Below are 18,048 nucleotides of genomic sequence, written 5' to 3' on the forward strand. Positions count from 1 at the left end.
CCTTACTTCCGCACAATGCGGTGGCTTTCGCGTTGCATACAGGACGTACTTTCACAGGATGCCGTTTGACTGCGATTTACTGACCATTCAGCACGATTTACCGGTCAGCGCGCGCTTTCACAGTTTTCGACCAGAGTCGTTGATTTATTTATTTTGTTGGCATCGGCGCTTCAGTTGCCCGCTTGCCGGGGCGATCCGGAAGCCTCCACGGGGCAGACAAATTCCTGCGGGGTCTTCCAAGGCTCGCTGATCAGCGGGGAACGCTCCGCAGGCGCCAGCGCACTTTCGTATCTGGCTTACACTTTTATGCTTAGCTAAAATCTTATAATTTTTTACCTGCAGAAAAGCCGCTCAGTTTGTTCACTGAGCGGCTTTTCTAAATCAGAGGCGAGTCATTCGGAAACCGGCAGAACCGCACCCTTATATTTCGTATTAATGTAATTCTGAATGGTTTTTGAATGAAGCACTTTAACTAATTCTTTTATCGCCTTTTTATTTTGATCGCCTTTTCGCACAGCGATGATATTCGCATACGGTGACGAAGCACCTTCAAGAATCAGCGCATCCTTTTTCGGCTGCAGTTTCGCCTGAAGCGCAAAGTTAGTATTAATGGCATACAAGTCTGCCGCACCATTTCCATACGCTTTCGGAAGAATCGCCGGATCAATCGGCTGCAGGAACTTCAAGTGTTTGATATTATCAATATCTTTCAGAGTCGCAGCCACTGGATCGATACCTGACTTGATTTTCACCAGGCCCTTGGATTGAAGCAGAAGAAGAATACGTCCCTGTTCCGCTTTATTATTGCTGATCTGTACGGTTGCCCCATCTTTTATTTCGCTGACATCTTTATATTTTTTGGAATAAATGCCGAACGGTTCAATGTGAATTTTGCCGGCATTGACTAAATCAGTATGATGCTGTTTGTTGTAGAGATCAAGATATGGAATGTGCTGAAAATAGTTGGCATCCAATTGTTTTGAGGCCAGCGCCTTATTCGGAAGAACATAATCCTGAAATACTTTTACTTTCAGATCAATTCCTTTTTTCTTAAGCAGCGGTACTGCTTTTTTTAAAATTTCGGCATGGGGAACGGCGGAAGCGCCGACCGTCAGTGTCTGATTTTTTTCTTTGCTTCCTGCGGATTGCCCGCATGCGGATAAAATGAGTGCAAGTGTCAGAAGAACAGATAATACAATTCCTTTTTTCATTATTAACTCCCCCGGTTGCATTTAATTTTTTTTTACCATCATCAGCTCTTAACTTATAGCCGTCTATCTCTTGTCTACACGTCGCGTCATTCGATCACCGATATATTGGATCAGAAAAACAATCAGCAAAATAATAATTGTGGCTACAAAAGTAACAACATTATTGCCCGCTTCAAACCCTTCATTGTACGCGATCGTGCCAAGTCCCCCGGCACCGATAACCCCGGCCATCGCTGTATTTCCGATCAAGGCAATGAGCGTCACCGTCATTCCTGAGCTGATCGACGGAAGTGATTCTGGAAGAAGAACCTTCCAGACAATCTGCCAGCGTGAGGCGCCCATGGCCTGTGCCGCTTCGATCACGCCTTTATCTACTTCGCGTAATCCAATTTCAACGAGCCGCCCGTAAAAAGGAGCCGCGCCAATAATAATTGACGGCAATGCCGCAGTCGATCCAATCATCGTCCCGAGAATGAGCTCCGTAAGCGGGATCAAAAGAATGATCAGAATAATAAACGGAATCGAACGGAATACATTGACAAAGGACGCAACAACTTTATAAATCATTGGCTGCTCATAAAGGCCGTCCTTAGCTGTCAGATAAAGCAGAAGACCTAAAATAATGCCGAGCAAAAAGGTAAAAACGCCCGAAATCACAGTCATATAAATCGTCTGTCCTGTTGAAAGCCACATGCTTGCCCAATCAACACTTTGTATCCAATCACTCATGATGCCGAATCACCTCAACCGTTGTACCGCTCAAGCGAAGCCGATCAAGAGCAGCGCTGATATCGGAAGCGGTTCCCTTAAGCGCGAGTGTCACCCCTGTCTCTGCTCCCTGAACGCACGCAGATCCGAGTACTTTTACAGATAAAACGTCACTGCCAAAAAGCACGGACAGATTTTCCTGAAGTTTGCTTTCATTGGAATGAGCTAAGAAAACAATCGTGCCCTCGTCGCGAAAACGCAGTGTCTGCTGCCCATTCAGGCTTCCAGCAAACTCCTTGGTAATTTTCTGAACGGGATGCGAGAAGACTTCGGAAACGGAACCTTCTTCAACAATTCTTCCTTTGTCCAGAACGGCAACTCGATCGCATATTTTTCGGATGACATTCATTTCATGGGTGATCAGGACAATGGTCAGCCCAAGTTTCCTGTTAATATCCGAAAGAAGCGACAAGATGGAGTCCGTTGTTTTCGGATCAAGTGCCGAAGTTGCTTCATCGCACAGTAACACCTTTGGATTATTGGCCAGCGCTCGGGCAATGCCGACCCGTTGCTTCTGGCCGCCGCTTAATTGCGAGGGGTAGGCTGACGCTCTGCCCTCAAGACCGACTAAACGGATGAGTTCCGAAACACGTGCCTCTCTCTGTTTCTTCTTAAGGTTTGTGAGTTCAAGCGGAAAAGCAATATTACCGGCAACTGTACGCGACCAGAGCAAATTAAAATGCTGAAAAATCATACCGATCGATCGGCGCTGTTCACGCAATTCTCGTTCGTCAAGCTTAGTAAGCATCCTGTCCTGAATGATGATTGTTCCTGAAGTCGGCTTCTCCAGCAGATTAATTAAACGAATCAATGTGCTTTTTCCGGCACCGCTGTACCCGATGATACCGAATATTTCACCTTCACGGATAGTCAGGCTGACATCCGACAGTGCACGCACCGGACCGTCCTCTGTCTGATAAATTTTTTCGATGTTGCGTAATTGAATCAAGAAATGTTCACCACTTTTAAAAATAAAATAACTTATCCAATCATTTTAGTGGGGTTATAAACCTGCCACATCATCCTCCTTCCTCAAAGGATCGCAGAAACAGGCACCTGAGAAAGCAGCTTCGCAATCCTTGCTTATTTTTATTAAAACAAAAAAGCCCGTCATGAGAGGACGGGGCTGCCTCTCTCATCTCCCAGAAGATTACCTTCTGCAGGAATTAGCACCTTGACTGCATCGCCTGCAGTCAGGTTGCCGGGCATCATCGGGCCAGTCCCTCCGCCGCTCTGGATAAGAGCATTACTATTTAGTTAAGTGTTAATAATTTAACATGACAAATTAAAACTGTCAAATGAAATCTTCCGTAATCGCTTTGCTCCAATGTCTGCAGGAAAAACTGTTCACGCACGCACTTTGACAAGTCGTGATTCAGAAAACAGGCCGTCCAACCCGTGGTATATTTTTTAATAGCTAAGTTATCCTGTTGTTACGCGCACGAATCAGCCCATTGGTGAAAAGTGCGGACACGTCACATCTCTCATTTTGCCGAAAGGCACAGCGTTTTTGACATGCAAATTAAAGATGTGTTTCACACCTTTGAAAGTAAGCCAATAATCAGCAATAATGTTCAACCACGCCCCCTAAATAATTGTAACTGCTGGTTTCCTGATCTCGAAGCGGACGCTCAGCTCGAAACGGATTTTTAAACAGCGTATCTTCTGCATTGCTATTCGGCATCACCCGTTCAGAACCGCGGCGATTCGAGCCGCCATTTCCGTCAAAATTGGTCAGAGAACGCCATGGCAGCGAAAGGGTGTGTGACACATTTATCAGTTTCTCTGCCGGCAATGTTCTCGCCTCTTCCAATGAAAGTGTCTTTCCGTATGCGTTGGCACGCAAATAGAGCAGATATTTTCCTACGGAAAGTCCGCGTGCTTCCGCAGCCTTCTTGCGTTCAAGCGATGCGTTCAGCCATTCTGTCCCTGCCGCCTTCCAGTACGACAACCGGCTCGCGCCTGTGTTAAATGCATTCACCAGATTCTGTGCAAACATGGATTGCCGTGGCCGGCTGATTTGATCGGTCAAAATCGTCGTAATCAGGCAGTACGGACGCTTATTTGACATCTGTTGCTTATTCACGTTTGCAAACAGCGCAGAACTCAGCTCCTGAAAGCTCATTCCGGGTGCAAGCGGCGTTTCTTTCAGCCACTGTTTTGCTTCGGCATTTAAAGGCTGAACAGAAATCACGCGGAGATTCCGGTCAACGCTTGCTTCAATACTTGCTTTCAAATCAAAATATACATAGGCAGCCACCGGTCCCGAGGGCGCATCCGTACTGTGCGACAGCGGCACAAAACAGAGCAGCGAAAAACCAAGCGCAATAACCGGTGTCAGAATCCTCTTGGGAAGAAAGTGAAAGTGGGCAAGGTGTTTTGCGCGCACCGTTTGTCCAATGGAAAGGTTTGCCGCACGTTTGAGTCTGACTGATCTGAAGTCCCCTTCATTAGTCAGAATGACTGCCCGCCGACCTTTTTTAGACACGAGCACACCCTGATTTATCAGTTTTCTCCCCACCTTTCTCGGTCACTGAACCGCTTCAAGCTCTGGTTCAATATACGACTTTAATGCACTAAACCCGCCAATATAAATCAGCGCCAGTGCTATTATATATTTTCGATTCCTTTCTATCGTTTTCCGACTGCACGATACGAATTGTAACAAATCTTTTATGGGCAGCTGTTTCTTTTTCTTTAGATAGTTCACCAATTCTTTGTGCTCAACCAATCGCTTTGCAGAAACCTTGGCATTTTCGCGTGCATCCGCATGCTTTGGGCAGTGCTTGCTCAGTACATCAAACGTGATTCCGTATTCGAGCAGCAGCAGCTCGTAACTTTCAATCTGTTCCATCCGCTCATTAATTCTGCGCTGCTCCTCATAATGATCAATTGCCGCCTGCTGTTCAATGAAGCTTTCCTCCATCGTATTCTCATCTGCCGGCTTAGCCTGCTCCAAATAAATATGACGCATCTGGCGCGATTCCTTGCGGATAAAATCAATAATTCTCCGACGGATTACCATATCCGCAAAAGTCAGAAATTTGCTTCCCTGCCCTTTCTGATACTGATTAATTGCTTCATTAAAGGCAACCAGCCCGATGCTGAATTCATCCATAGTCTGATCGATAAAACGATTGCATACTTTAGAAACAACCTTTTTAATAAAAGGCTGGTACGATTCGATAATTGAATTACGCAAGGATTCATTGCCCTGCTGCACTTGATATATAGTCGATTCAAGCGAAATATTAAACGCTCCGTCCAGTGACAGTTGGTTCACGCTCATCAAAAACCCACCTCTCGCTTTGGTCACTAACGTTCTGATTATGTTTTAAAAGTTGTACAAACATCCATCTTTTCCCTACCATAACATGTCCTGGCGAAAGGAATGATTATTGTCAAAAACTTTTGTTATACAGTCTGAAAGGTCAGATTAAAGAAAAAATGATTATGGCCTGCAACGGCTGTGCGCCTTTTTCTGTACTGAGATTATTGTATAAGTGCAGCAACAGCACCTTCGCAACATGTGGAACGATGCTAGAAAACTTGGCTTCGCCAAGCCTTTGGCAGGGGCGAAGTCGCCGTCGCGACGGCCATGGACGGCCTAGTGTCCGATAAGCCGCAGGACGCGGCGTTTTTTCGGACCACTTATCCTGTTTTCCTTAAAATGTCTATACTTTCTTATAAAAAAAACAGTATGTTTCTTTAACGGGGGCCAAAATAAAAAACCCTTGTCTCTTTTATACCATGCCGCATCAGGGAAAGGAAAGCGACAATATGGTAACAAAAAGATGACAAAGGCTGTTATTTTTCATGCAGGCATTCAAAAATTCTCTCTTGCTCGATGGAATCAGCCGATCAGTTTTTCGTAAGCTGCCGCATCAAGCAGATTGCCAAATACGGATTCGTCTACAGATTCAAGTTCGATCATCCACGCTTTTTCATAAGGGGACTCATTAACAAATTCCGGTGAATCTTCCAGTTCCTCATTTATTTCTGTCACTACACCACTGACCGGTGCATAAAGCTCGGAAACGGTTTTTACCGATTCAACACTGCCGAATGAATCACCTGCATTGAGTTCGGCACCAACCTCAGGGAGTTCGACGAAAACAATGTCGCCAAGTTCTTTCTGGGCATACTCCGTGATGCCAATTTTAACCTTGCCATCAGCTTCTTTTTTTACCCATTCGTGATCCTTCGAGTACAGTAAATCTGTAGGTACGCTCATTCCTCTGCCTCCGTTTTCAGCTGCTTAATCATTACTTTGTTTCATCAATACCTTTATTATAGCGTAAAAAATGGAAGAAAAAACAGCAGAAATTTTACTGAATGACCATTATACTTTGCCCCACTCATTTTCAAACAATTGTTCATTAAACCCAACGGTTGCTTTATTTTTATCAAAAACAAGCGGACGCTTGATCAGCATCCCATCTTCAGCCAGCCAGTCCAGCCATTTATCCTCGGGCTCGGCTTTTTTTCTCTGGCTGAATCCGCCCGCCCGATAACTTTTTCCGCTTGTATTGAAAAATTTTCCGACAGGAAGTCCGCTTTTTTCGATAATCGCTTTCAGTTGCTCACGATCCGGAGGTTTTTTTGCAATATTGATCTCTTGATACGAAACCGCGTGTTCGTCCAGCCATTTTTTCGCTTTGCGACATGTGCCACAAAGCGGATAACTATACATCGTCAGCATACTTTCCGCCTCCTGACCAGAAAAAACCATTTTCATTTATTATACCCTGGATTCTGTCTGGCACAAAAAAACGGCATCGTTCTGTCAAAATGATTTCAAGATGAGCGGACATAATAAAAAGGAGCACCGCCACCACAAATTTATAGGAGTGTGACTATCACATGAACATGCAGCAACAAAACGGGCAGGCGCCAATGAATTTCGCTCAGCCACCAGCGATACTTTCCACAAAAGATTTACTCTACATTGAAGATATGCTGTCCTGGAACCTGGAGATCATTAAAAAAGCGCATGCCTATGCGTCAATGTGTCAGGATCAGGATGTCATGCAAGCGATGAACCGGACGTGTCAGCTCCATATTCGCCATTATCAAAGCATCCTGAACCATCTTGGCAAGCATGTCCAGACAACTGCTATGGCAGGGGGAATGGCAAAATGATGGAGAAACAGCCAGCACAATCAACGCCCATTCAAAACACCGAAACGCAAGTGCCGAAGAATCAGCAGATGAATGATCGGGATTATTTGAATGATGTGCTTTTGACTGAGAAATATTTAGGCACTTCTTATGTGCACGCCATGCAAGAAGCAAGCCACCAGGCATTGTATCAGGATATTAAAACGGTTTTTGATCAAACCAGCGATCATCAGCGCGATCTTTTTAACCTGATGTTCAATAAAGGCTGGTACAAAATGGAATCACAGGAACCGCAGAAAATCCAGCAGACTCAGCAGCAGTTCACACAATATGCCCAGCAGCAGTTTTCCAAATAATTTATTTCACTTGTTTTAAGTTACCCGCCATCCTGAAAAAATCAGGATGGCTTTTTTCACAAGATAAAGAACTATAACCAGGTCACAACTGGACAGTAAAGCAGAGGATGCGAGACACCTGTGAAACCCGGCAGGAACCTGCAGATTTCTGTCTGTTCGAGGAGGCTTGCAGGGCAATCAACAGCGACAATGCATCCTAAAAGGCATAAAGCAACGGCTCATGCTCACCAAACCATTAAAAGATGCTGTATCTTCAGAAATCACCTATAATTGGGACAAAGGAGGAAATACATATGGAGAAAAAACGACTGATTACAGTTGAGGATTTAACGGCATTCACGTTCGCCGGTGAACCGGCACTTTCACCTGACGGGAAACAAGCCGTGTATGTTGTCACGCAAACCGACTTACAGCAGAACGGTTACACGTCCACTTTATATTACGCAGATGAGAAAACCATTCCCGGTCCGCTCACCTATGCTTACAGCAAAGGACGGTGTGAAAAACACCACAGCCCTGTTTTTTCACATGATGGAAAAACCGTCTACTTCCTCTCCAACCGAAACGGCAGCGACCAAGTATGGCGTATTCGCCTGAATGGAGGCGAGGCAGAATCTGTTACTGACTTTGGCAGCGACGTCATCGATTTTGCGCTGAGCCCGGATGAAAAATTACTCGTCTGTCAATGTATGATCAAGGATAAAACAGAGTACGACAATGAAGACATTACGGTGATTACACGACTCAGATACTTGCAAAATGGCAAAGGGTTTGTTCAGGGAACTTCGGCGCTTTATTTATATACAATTGCAACAAAACAGAAAAAATGCATTACCAATCCGCTTCAGGATGCAGAACTGCCGGCCTTTTCTCCGGATGGTACCCAGCTTTATTTCTGCATGGGAAAACAGAATCCGCAGGAAACCGACTACTTGTTCGATGTTTACAGGCATGATCTCAATCACAGCGAAACGACGTGCATTTATCAGGCAAAAGGATCTATCTATGATATGAAAATTTCACCGGATGGCCGGACCGTCGCGCTTGCGGCGACTGAAGACGGAGAATGCACACCCGAGAATATTACTATTCTTCTTGTACCCGCAAACGGCGGTTCCATAAGAAATCTCACGGCGCATGACCCATTGTCGCTTGGAAATTTCATCGGTACCGATGTCCGCTTTGACGACGGAGCCAATATGATCGCATGGGCAGCAAATGGAGAATCCCTCACCTACCTCGTTCAGGACGGACCAATCAGCGGATTAAAGTCCGTCACTTTGAATGGCACATCCAAATCAGTGTTCATGATGGAAAAGCACGTCATGACCTCATTTACGATGGCCCATGATCAAATTGCCGCTGTGCTCTCCACTCCCTCTTCACCTGGTGATCTCTATTTCCTGGGAAATGGCGACACAATGCGACAAATAAGCGATCATAATCAGGCACTTTTCAGCCAATTGGATATTAGTGAGCCGATTCCGTTTACATATAAAGGCGCGGAGGATTGGCAAATCGATGGTTGGCTCCTCCTTCCTCCTGAATCCGCACAAACAGAGGAAGAAATCCCCGTCGTGCTGGAAATTCACGGTGGACCCGCAAGTGCCTACGGAGACACATTCAACCATGAATTCCAGTGTCTCGCCGCCGAAGGATACGCAGTGGTTTACACGAATCCACGAGGAAGCCGAGGTTATGGGGCGGCATTCTGTGCCGGCTGTTACGGGGACTGGGGAAGAAGAGATAAGCAGGATATTTTAAATGGATTGGATTATGCGCTGGATCATTTTCCTCGGCTCGACCGCAATCGGCAGTTCGTCACCGGAGGCAGCTACGGTGGATTTATGACCAATACGATTATCGGCACAACTGAACGTTTTCGCGCGGCGGTCACTCAGCGATCTATCTGCAATCTGTATAATTTTTACGGAACAAGTGATATTGGTTACTATTTTCTCACCCGTTATTTTAATGGAGCAGATTTATGGACCGAGGAAGAGCTCCTGATGCGTTTCTCGCCGATTCGAAACGCCAATAAAGTGAGTACACCAACCTGCATTATTCACAGCGAGCAGGACCATCGCTGCCCGATCGAACAGGCGGAACAGTGGTATGTTGCATTGAAACGGCTTGGTGTTGAGACTCGCTTTGTTCGTATCAAGGGTGAAAATCATGAGCTTTCCCGGAGTGGGCATCCGAAAAACAGGCTGGTCCGACTTCATGAAATCATGGATTGGTTCAATAGGCATCTGACAAAAGATTGAGCCGGCTGGCAGATATAAAAGTAAATAGATGCAGACAACAACAACCTGAATGACGAACTGCCATTCAGGCTGTTCACATTTCTTGAAAGCATGCGTCACGAATTGTTTGCAGCAAAAATAACTCACCATTAGGTTCTTTTAAAACCCCCTTGGTCGTTTCACGGCTGCCTGCCTGAATCTTCCATGAATCTGGTAACATCATGTAATTCTATCTTTTACCCCATTACAAATCTCCCAAACTCGAAAGTTATGAACCGAGGAGGGAGTTACACAATGAAAAAACAAATCATTGGTTTGACCATCGCGGGGGCGCTGGCTTTGCCGCTCGTGACAGGGGGAGGCCAGGCACAGGCGGCGACATCGCCAAAAGATCAAGTCTGTACCAAGGCCACTACCGAATTGTTTAACCCGTGGAAGCTTCAGAAAGAGCAGATTCCGGATCTGGATCAACTGCTAAAGCAACTCGGCATTTCATTCGACCTGTCGCAACTTCAGGAACAGCTTGACAAGCAGAAAGAGAATGCGGCACCGACAACGGAAGCACCGAAAAAAGACGATACCGCTCAAGCTGAAAAACCTGATCGTTCAAAACCACAAGCCACTGAAGAAACGCAAAAGCCTGAAACACCGACCCAATCAGAAAAACCGGCCAGCGATCAATCATCACAGCCTTCAGAACAGACATCATCAAAAAGTGATCTGAACGCATATGAGCAGAAGGTTGTCGATCTGACCAACCAGGAAAGAACAAAGGCCGGCCTTCAGCCGCTGAAGGCAGACAACAGTGCTCTGTCAAAAATGGCACGCGCCAAATCTCAGGATATGCGGGATAAAAATTATTTTGACCATCAGTCGCCTACCTACGGCTCACCTTTTGATATGATGAAGAAATACGGTATTTCTTATAAGTCCGCCGGCGAAAATATTGCAGCCGGACAAAAAACTCCTGAAGAGGTCGTCCAGGGATGGATGAACAGTCCTGGACATCGCGCCAACATTTTGAATGCCAGCTTCACAACGATCGGTGTCGGCTACGTTGAAGGTGGCTCCTACGGTTCTTACTGGACACAGGAATTCATCGGCAACTAATCCCATCAGCCCCTTGCAAACAATCCCAGAAGAAAAACAGCGTCTCACTGTATTTCACATGTGGACGCTGTTTTTATATATGCTTCTTCGATTTTTTCTTCCACGAACGTGAGCCTTCTCCGTTGAATACACTGGCAGTAAGGAAACGGCTTGTGAGGAGGTGTCTATTGTTGCATGTACGTCCGCTTTACGTTGCTGCCGGCGATTCACTGACCGTCGGAATCGGTTCAACTTTCTTTCAGCCAAACTTTGTTAAATGGTATCATCACGATCTTGAAAGCTTTTATCGGCTGCCTGTTGATCGGCAGGTTTTTGCGAAGAATGGTGCGACAACTGATGACATTCTCAGTATCCTTGCACGCCCTGATGCAGCTGCAGCCATCAAAAACGCTCAGGTTATTACCTTGACCGGAGGCGGCAACGACTTTCTGAGAGCAGGCAGACTGTGGCTGCGCACCGGAAATGCCGAACCGGTTAATCAGGCAATGAAAAGCAGTATAGCCCATTTTGAAGAAATGGTTCGGTTCATTTACAGACTGCACGATAACGATTCGTCTTCGTTTATGGTTCGCATTTTAAACCTGTATAATCCATTATTTTACATTCCTCATACTAATGCATGGCTCGAACAATATAACGAGCGTCTCCAAAGTCTTGAAAAAATTCCGAGCGTTCGTGTTGCCGATATTTTTCATGTATTCGCAGGCCGTGAACCTCAGTTGCTCGGTTTTGATCGGATACATCCGAATCCAATCGGATACCGACTCATGGCCGAGGCCACGTCGGCGCTTGGATTCAAGCAGTTTTACTAGGCCGCTAAAGAATCACGCTGTCTGTCACCGCGGATTGGCCCATCAATCATCGGATAAAGAGCATCTGGTTCCATGTGCCGTTAAGGCAACCATTGCTGTATTCCCCTGCCAAAATCATTGTTTTGTTGGTTGTATTGAGGCAAAATCAGAATCTTACACTTAATACGGAAAACAGAATGCCGACCCTTGCCGCAGGATCGGAATTGTTCTCAGACGTGATCAAATTTAAAATCTTCATCTGTCAGTGGCTCAATGTTCAGCGGAACGACATAGTCGCCTTTCGTTGAAAAAAAGTCATGATTTATCGTGCCCGTATCAATGCCGTTCAGCACAATCTGGCTCACCGGCGCATGATCATATTTATCGTCGTACCCAAGATTCTGCAGCGCGCGGTTGGCATTATAGTATACATAATTCATAACCTCATCCGCCAAACCAATTTTTGAATAAATTTTCTCAGTATACGTCTTTTCCACTGCAATCAGGCGGTCAAGCAATCTTTCGCGCTCTCTGTCTGCTTCCAGGCGTTCACTGTCTGTCAGGTCCTCCCGGTACAGACGCTGAGCAACCATACCGGTGAAACTGCCGTGAATCGATTCATCCTGAATAATCTTGCGGATAATTTCGCCGCTGGCAATCATCCGCCCCTGACCGGACAAAAAAACGGGGTAGAAGAAGCCGCTGTAAAACGAAAAACTTTCAAGAAAAACAGAGGCGGTCATCGCCATATAGCGTTTGAATGGCGTCACATTTTCCTTTTTATCATAAAGATTTTGATACCACTCAGCGATCAGCCGATATTTTTCTTGAAGTTCAGGCTGATTGCTGACCCATTCACCAAGATAATAATTGGTTTCCCGGGACGAGATCAGAGTTGAAAAAATATGAGAATACGATTTTGCATGAATATGTTCCATCATGCCCATCCAGGCAAAAACCGCCTGCTCATGCATGTTATCATGATGAATCGCAATCAACGGCATCCCGTTGTCGCCCTGTTCACGATCAAGTCCTGTAAGCCCTGAGAGAACCTGAACATAGGCTGTGCGTTCATCTTCCGTCATTTTCGACCAATCTGCCAGATCACGTGACACTTTGAATGCTTCCTCTGTCCAGAATTGATTAATATTTTGTTTCCAGTATACCTTGGCAACCTGATTGTCGCCGCTGTTCCAGTTAATAGCCTTCATTGCAACCGTCCATCCTTTGTTCCGCTTAAACAAGCGTATAGGTCTCAGTAGAAATAAATACTTGCGGTCATTGCTTTGCTTTCATTAAAACATCTCCGCACGTTCAAACCGAACAAGCTGTGCACTCTTCAGGAGACAGAAGCTGTGTCCGCGTATAGTAGAGTGATTTCAGTCCTTTTTTATGTGCATAGACATACAGCCTTGCCAGTTGCCGCGTGCTCGTCATGCTGTCAACATAAAGAATCGTTGAAATCCCTTGATCGACATGCTGCTGAATCTCGGCAATCATGTCAATGACGCGAAACTGATTCGTCTGATAAGCCGACTTGTAATACCACATGGTTTGCGGAGACAGGAAGGGCATTGGATAAATCGTTTCGCTGTTCCCATACTTTCGCCGCTCAATAATGTTGACGACCGGCATCACAGAACTGGTTGCATTTTGAACATAACTGATCGACTGTGTTGGAGCGACAGCCAGGCGGTAAGCATTGTATAAGCCATATTGAGCGACCTGTGCTTTCAATTCCGTCCACTCCTCAGCAGTCGGAATATGAATGTCTTTGAAAAGTTCGGCTGCTCTCTCCGTTTTCGGTCCAAAATACTCTTGTTCATACTTCGCAAAGTAAGAACCATCAGCATAATCGGACAGCTCAAACCCCCTGAAAGTCTCGCCCCGCTCTTTTGCAATCAGCATCGACTTTTCAATCGAATAATAATTGACGAGCGAAAAGAACGTTCTGGCAAAATCACGTGCTTCCTCGGATTCATAAGCAAGCTGATTTTTTGCGAGATAACCGTTCAGGTTCATTGCCCCAAGCCCTACTGAATGCAATTCACGATTAGCAAGACTGACACCTGGTGCATTGGCAATCTCAGTCATATCACTGACCTGAGTCAACGCCTCAATACCTGCATGTACTGAGTCACGAATTTTTCCGGACTCCATGACATTGACGATGTTCAGTGAGCCGAGAATACAGGAGACATCACGGCGAATATCGTCCGGAACACTATAATCATTAATTGTCGATGTTTCCTGCAACTGAAAAATTTCCGTGCACAGGTTTGACATTTTAATCTGACCAAGTCGGTGCAGCGGATGATTCCTGTTTGCATTATCCTTGTAAAAGATATATGGATATCCGGATTGCATCTGCATCTGGGCGATCAGGTTCAAAAATTCACGCGCATCAGCACTCTTCTTTTTGACCGCAGGATTGGCAACAAGCTGATCGTACATTTTATCCATATCCATATCATCCAGATGCCTGCCATATGCTTTAAATACGGTGTACGGAGCAAACATATAAAACTGTTTTCCTTCTTCCGCCAGTTCAAAAAATTTACCCGGGACAATAAGTCCAATCGACAACGTCGACAGACGAATATCTTCATCCGCATTTTCCTTTTTCGTATCAAGAAATTCCGGAGCATCCCAGTGAAAAATATTTAAATATGCGGCACCGGCACCCGGGCGCTGACCTAACTGATCCGCATAGGAGAAGCCGAGCTGAAGCTTGCGCGCAACCGGCACTACTCCCTTGGCGACGCCCTCGACTCCTTTAATCGCCTCGCCGCGCGCCCGAATTTTTGACAGATTGAGTGCGACGCCTCCGCCGATTTTCGACAGCTGCTGTGAAGTGCTCTCTATGTAATTAATCGAATTGAGCGAATCATCAGCTTCAATCAGAAAACAGGATACCATCTCACCGCGCCGCGCCTTCCCCGCATTGAGAAAGGTCGGTGTCGCCGGCTGGTAGCGCTGTTCCATCATGGCACGCATAAACCGTACGGCTTTGTCATAGTTTCCATGTGCGAGGAAAAGAGAAGCGATCGCGATTCGCTCATCATAATTTTCAAGATAGTGAGATTTGTCATTGGTTTTCATTGCATAGTCGCGATAAAATTTACTTACTGCCATATAGGACTTAAATTGAAAATTATATTCAGCAGCCATATGATGCAGCTGTTCAATTTGCCATTCTTCGTATTCCGAAAAAACATCGTAATAATAATGCTCATCTACAAGATAATGAAGTCGCTCAAGCACACTCTTAAAATGAATGGTTTTTGCGCGCACTTCCTCCATAAAAACGCGAATGGCTTCTTGATCCTTATCTAGACGATAAAAGCCGCCTTCTCCACGTGTCAGCACTTCATTATTTAGTTCAGTGTACGATTTCGACTTGATTGCTTCGTTCGGCAAGTGCCTTCACCCTCTCTCTAAATTCAGCGACATCCTGATCCGTACCGCCAAGTTCAAATTTATATAAAACAGGTACATTGTACAATTGAGCAATTACGTCTGCAGCATGTGCAAAATTCCGGCCCCAGTTCCGATTACCACTCGCGGCAACAGCCACAAGATAACGACTGTTTTTTTGCAGAAATGCTTTTACCTGCTCCGGGGCATCGCCAAAGCCAATTGTATTGGTGACTAAAACAAAAGGTTCGTGCACTTGATCGACATTGCCAATCGACTGATGGTCAAGCCCCGTCTTACTCAAAAACCTTTTGACGTTGCCAGTCATGGTCTCGTATAAAATACGCAACGGATGTCCCTCCTTTCATTTAAAAGAACATATTTCGTCTTCAAATATCACAATATATAGTTTATGTTAAATAAGATACCACAATATATAGTTTCGTTCAAGCTGGAAAATCCGACAGATAAAAAAACTCTACTTAATCTTACGGCACGTTCCGTGTTGTTTCAATAAGAAAATCGGGCCGTGTCATCCCCGGACAAGTGCAAAGCCCTTGTCGCGCTGATAAACATTAATCCTCAAAAATTTTAAACTTTTTTAGAAAACTTGGCTTTGCCAAGCTTCTGGCGAAGGCAAAGACCGTAGTTGCACTTATACTATAATCCGCTGAATTTTAAACTTTCTTATAGTATTAGAAAACTTGGCTTCGCCAAGCCTTTGACACGGGCGAAACCGCCGTCGCACTTATACTATTTCCCTTAAAATTTATATACTTTCTTATCGCGTACAAAAAACGCAACCGCCATCCCTGCATCTCGTTTACTGCAGGGAAGCCAGGCTGCGCCAAAATACAGCAAATTATTTTATGATTCATCGGTATCCGATGAAAACAGTTCAGTTGTATGACTTTTAATCGGCGTAAACGTCCGTGTATCATGAATCGCGTGTTCACGTCTCAATGTCCGTTGTTCCGCCTGTTCAGCGAGATATTCTTGAACATTGAAAGGCGTCTTTCCGCGCCGGTCAGGTTTTTCATAATGATGATTACTGCCAAGTATCCGTGTCTTGACATTGTCACGCATCATCAGATCAAAAATATCAATGATTCTCGTCTTAATCTGTTCATTTTCAATCGGGAACATTAATTCCACACGTCGATTCAAATTTCTCGGCATCAGATCGGCACTTGCGAGAAAAACCCGGGTTTCTCCTCCATTACCAAATAAATAGATACGGCTGTGTTCCAGATAGCGTCCGACAATTGAATGTACTTCAATGCGATCACTGATACCGGGAATACCCGTCCTCAGGCAGCAGATACCTCGAATGAGCAGCTGAATCGTTACACCGGCGGCCGATGCGCGATACAAAGCTTTAATCATTTCTTCGTCTGACAGAGCGTTCATTTTCGCGCGAATAAAAGCCGGCCTGCCCGCCTGTGCATTTTTAATTTCAGTTTCGATTAAATCCATCAAGCTGTCGCGCAGCCACAAAGGAGCCATCACAAGCTTATGGAAATAAGGCGGCTCTGAATAACCGGACAGCATATTAAAAACATTGGATGCGTCAACACCCATCTGCTCGTTGCATGTGAGCAGCCCCATATCTGTGTAAAAGTGTGCGGTAATGTCATTGTAGTTACCGGTACCGAAATGCATATAGCGTTTAATTCCATCTGTTTCCCGGCGCACCACGAGCGCCATTTTGCAATGCGTCTTCAGGCCGACCAGACCATAGATCACATGGCATCCAGTCTTTTCCAGTTTCTGTGCCCAGTTAATATTGTTTTCTTCATCAAACCGTGCTTTCAATTCTACGAGCACCGTCACTTGTTTCCCGTTCTCGGCGGCCTTTTCCAGATATTTAATAATCGGTGAATTGCCTGAGACTCGATACAATGTCATTTTGATTGCCAGTACCTGGCGGTCCCTCGATGCCTGACGAATCAGTTCAATGACCGGATCAAAAGATTCATAAGGATGGTGCAGAAAGATGTCGCCCTCACGCATCGCATCAAATATAGAACGTTCAAGCAGGTCATAGTGAACATACGGACGATGAGAAGGATAGACCAGTTCCCCTGGTTCTTTGATCTGCCCCGCAAGTTTGGATAAAAACGTCAAATCAATCGGTCCATTGACCCGATAAACATTTTCCGCACTGACTGCAAGACGTTCAAACAATTTGGCAACGAGACGATCACTGATTCCTGCCTCCACATCAAGGTGAATGACATTTCCTCGTTCACGCAGCCTCAGCTGTTTTTCAATTTCCTTGAGCAGATCTTCAGTATCCTCCTCATCCACTTCAAGGTCCATATCCCGGATGACGCGGTAACAAGCGGCCTCATCAAGCTCGTAGCCGACAAAAAGCTGGCTGAGATGGCGGCGAATAATATTTTCAAGCAGAATAAAACTGGTGTGTCCCTCTTGATCCGGGAGTTTAACAACCCGTGGAAGCACATTAGGTACCTGAACGGTAACAAACTCACGGTGTGCAGCTGTGCTGTCCTTTTTATGAATGAATGCCGCAATATTAATGCTCTTATTCAGAATAAGCGGAAAAGGCCGTGACGAATCGACAGCCAGCGGTGTGAGCACCGGGTAGACTTCACGATTGAAGTAATGATCGATAAAATCGAGCTGTTTCTGCGATAACTCGGCAGGTTCGAGAATATGGATACCATGCTCATTAAGCAACTTTTTCAGCATTCGATTGTAAGTCGTATACTGCTGATTAATCATCTGATGCGCTTTTTCACTGATGGCTGTCAGCTGCTGATCCGGCCTCATGCCGGAAGGGTCGGCCTTATGGTAACCGACATTGACCATATCGATCAGCGAAGCAACACGAACCATGAAGAACTCATCCAGATTGCTTGCGGTAATCGACAGAAACTTTACGCGTTCCAGCAGCGGATTCTCTTTATCCCTCGCCTCTTCAAGTACACGTTCATTAAAAAGCAGCCAGCTCAACTCACGATTGCTGAAATATTCCTCACGATCAAAATTATCCATTGTAAAT

General features: G+C 45.4%; 16 protein-coding genes and 1 riboswitch. Of the genes, 5 read left to right on the forward strand and 11 right to left on the reverse strand.

The genetic code is table 11. The features are described 5' to 3' along the window. Positions 1-392: 392 nt before the first annotated feature. The 7 genes from M3N64_RS04060 to M3N64_RS04090 all read right to left on the reverse strand — a co-directional run bounded on the left by M3N64_RS04060 (position 393) and on the right by M3N64_RS04090 (position 6,681). Positions 393-1,211: a MetQ/NlpA family ABC transporter substrate-binding protein gene (locus M3N64_RS04060; RefSeq protein WP_249098410.1), complete on the reverse strand. Its 819-nt coding sequence runs from the start codon at positions 1,209-1,211 to the stop codon at positions 393-395. A 63-nt stretch (positions 1,212-1,274) separates the two neighbouring features. Beyond that, entirely contained in the window at positions 1,275-1,940 is a 666-nt protein-coding gene (locus tag M3N64_RS04065; protein WP_249098413.1) for a methionine ABC transporter permease, read from the reverse strand. Beyond that, entirely contained in the window at positions 1,933-2,928 is a 996-nt protein-coding gene (locus tag M3N64_RS04070) for a methionine ABC transporter ATP-binding protein (RefSeq protein ID WP_368389889.1), read from the reverse strand. Before M3N64_RS04070 ends, M3N64_RS04065 begins: the two co-directional genes overlap by 8 nt. Positions 2,929-3,111: 183 nt before the next feature. Beyond that, positions 3,112-3,223: riboswitch (SAM riboswitch) on the reverse strand. A 317-nt stretch (positions 3,224-3,540) separates the two neighbouring features. Continuing rightward, positions 3,541-4,500 (reverse strand): anti-sigma factor domain-containing protein, encoded by a 960-nt coding sequence (locus tag M3N64_RS04075; RefSeq protein WP_438270991.1) that lies wholly within the window; start codon positions 4,498-4,500, stop codon positions 3,541-3,543. Positions 4,501-4,509: 9 nt separating this feature from the next. Continuing rightward, on the reverse strand, positions 4,510-5,268 hold the full coding sequence (gene sigI, locus M3N64_RS04080) for an RNA polymerase sigma-I factor (RefSeq protein ID WP_249098418.1): 759 nt from the start codon (positions 5,266-5,268) through the stop codon (positions 4,510-4,512). A 564-nt stretch (positions 5,269-5,832) separates the two neighbouring features. Continuing rightward, positions 5,833-6,213: a glycine cleavage system protein GcvH gene (gcvH, locus tag M3N64_RS04085; RefSeq protein ID WP_249098421.1), complete on the reverse strand. Its 381-nt coding sequence runs from the start codon at positions 6,211-6,213 to the stop codon at positions 5,833-5,835. Positions 6,214-6,321: 108 nt separating this feature from the next. Next, on the reverse strand, positions 6,322-6,681 hold the full coding sequence (locus M3N64_RS04090) for a Spx/MgsR family RNA polymerase-binding regulatory protein (protein ID WP_249098425.1): 360 nt from the start codon (positions 6,679-6,681) through the stop codon (positions 6,322-6,324). A gap of 161 nt (positions 6,682-6,842) precedes the next feature. Between M3N64_RS04090 and M3N64_RS04095 the strand changes: the two genes are divergently transcribed. From M3N64_RS04095 to M3N64_RS04115, 5 genes are all read left to right on the forward strand, one after another. After that, positions 6,843-7,121 carry a hypothetical protein gene (locus tag M3N64_RS04095; protein ID WP_249098429.1) on the forward strand — a complete coding sequence of 93 codons (279 nt, stop codon included), beginning with the start codon at positions 6,843-6,845 and terminating at the stop codon, positions 7,119-7,121. Then, complete coding sequence (locus M3N64_RS04100; RefSeq protein WP_249098588.1) at positions 7,121-7,456, forward strand: spore coat protein; 336 nt, start codon at positions 7,121-7,123, stop codon at positions 7,454-7,456. Before M3N64_RS04095 ends, M3N64_RS04100 begins: the two co-directional genes overlap by 1 nt. 293 nt (positions 7,457-7,749) lie before the next feature. Next, positions 7,750-9,723: a S9 family peptidase gene (locus M3N64_RS04105; protein WP_249098431.1), complete on the forward strand. Its 1,974-nt coding sequence runs from the start codon at positions 7,750-7,752 to the stop codon at positions 9,721-9,723. 273 nt (positions 9,724-9,996) lie between these two features. After that, on the forward strand, positions 9,997-10,812 hold the full coding sequence (locus M3N64_RS04110) for a CAP domain-containing protein (protein WP_249098434.1): 816 nt from the start codon (positions 9,997-9,999) through the stop codon (positions 10,810-10,812). Between the two features lie 152 nt (positions 10,813-10,964). Then, positions 10,965-11,624: a GDSL-type esterase/lipase family protein gene (locus M3N64_RS04115; protein WP_438270995.1), complete on the forward strand. Its 660-nt coding sequence runs from the start codon at positions 10,965-10,967 to the stop codon at positions 11,622-11,624. A gap of 209 nt (positions 11,625-11,833) precedes the next feature. Here the strand turns inward: M3N64_RS04115 and nrdF are convergent, their stop codons facing one another. The 4 genes from nrdF to M3N64_RS04135 form a co-directional block, all read right to left on the reverse strand. Next, positions 11,834-12,814: a class 1b ribonucleoside-diphosphate reductase subunit beta gene (nrdF, locus tag M3N64_RS04120; protein ID WP_249098441.1), complete on the reverse strand. Its 981-nt coding sequence runs from the start codon at positions 12,812-12,814 to the stop codon at positions 11,834-11,836. A 103-nt stretch (positions 12,815-12,917) separates the two neighbouring features. Continuing rightward, on the reverse strand, positions 12,918-15,023 hold the full coding sequence (nrdE, locus tag M3N64_RS04125) for a class 1b ribonucleoside-diphosphate reductase subunit alpha (RefSeq protein ID WP_249098444.1): 2,106 nt from the start codon (positions 15,021-15,023) through the stop codon (positions 12,918-12,920). Then, complete coding sequence (nrdI, locus tag M3N64_RS04130; protein ID WP_249098448.1) at positions 14,986-15,369, reverse strand: class Ib ribonucleoside-diphosphate reductase assembly flavoprotein NrdI; 384 nt, start codon at positions 15,367-15,369, stop codon at positions 14,986-14,988. The genes nrdE and nrdI overlap by 38 nt, the downstream gene beginning before the upstream one ends. Before the next feature lie 518 nt (positions 15,370-15,887). Beyond that, the gene (locus tag M3N64_RS04135; protein WP_249098451.1) at positions 15,888-18,041 is read right to left on the reverse strand and encodes an RNA degradosome polyphosphate kinase; all 2,154 of its coding nucleotides are present in this window, start codon (positions 18,039-18,041) and stop codon (positions 15,888-15,890) included. Positions 18,042-18,048 lie beyond the last annotated feature (7 nt).

This window comes from Sporolactobacillus mangiferae (assembly GCF_023336505.1).
Taxonomy (GTDB): Bacteria; Bacillota; Bacilli; order Bacillales; family Sporolactobacillaceae; genus Sporolactobacillus; species Sporolactobacillus mangiferae.

Bases quoted from the DNA above. Each gene is read 5' to 3' on its own strand.
- M3N64_RS04060 (WP_249098410.1), bottom strand. From the start codon at position 1,211: ATGAAAAAAGGAATTGTATTATCTGTTCTTCTGACACTTGCACTCATT.
- M3N64_RS04065 (WP_249098413.1), bottom strand. From the start codon at position 1,940: ATGAGTGATTGGATACAAAGTGTTGATTGGGCAAGCATGTGGCTTTCA.
- sigI (WP_249098418.1), bottom strand. From the start codon at position 5,268: ATGAGCGTGAACCAACTGTCACTGGACGGAGCGTTTAATATTTCGCTT.
- gcvH (WP_249098421.1), bottom strand. From the start codon at position 6,213: ATGAGCGTACCTACAGATTTACTGTACTCGAAGGATCACGAATGGGTA.
- M3N64_RS04090 (WP_249098425.1), bottom strand. From the start codon at position 6,681: ATGCTGACGATGTATAGTTATCCGCTTTGTGGCACATGTCGCAAAGCG.
- M3N64_RS04095 (WP_249098429.1), top strand. From the start codon at position 6,843: ATGAACATGCAGCAACAAAACGGGCAGGCGCCAATGAATTTCGCTCAG.
- M3N64_RS04100 (WP_249098588.1), top strand. From the start codon at position 7,121: ATGGAGAAACAGCCAGCACAATCAACGCCCATTCAAAACACCGAAACG.
- M3N64_RS04105 (WP_249098431.1), top strand. From the start codon at position 7,750: ATGGAGAAAAAACGACTGATTACAGTTGAGGATTTAACGGCATTCACG.
- M3N64_RS04110 (WP_249098434.1), top strand. From the start codon at position 9,997: ATGAAAAAACAAATCATTGGTTTGACCATCGCGGGGGCGCTGGCTTTG.
- nrdF (WP_249098441.1), bottom strand. From the start codon at position 12,814: ATGAAGGCTATTAACTGGAACAGCGGCGACAATCAGGTTGCCAAGGTA.
- M3N64_RS04135 (WP_249098451.1), bottom strand. From the start codon at position 18,041: ATGGATAATTTTGATCGTGAGGAATATTTCAGCAATCGTGAGTTGAGC.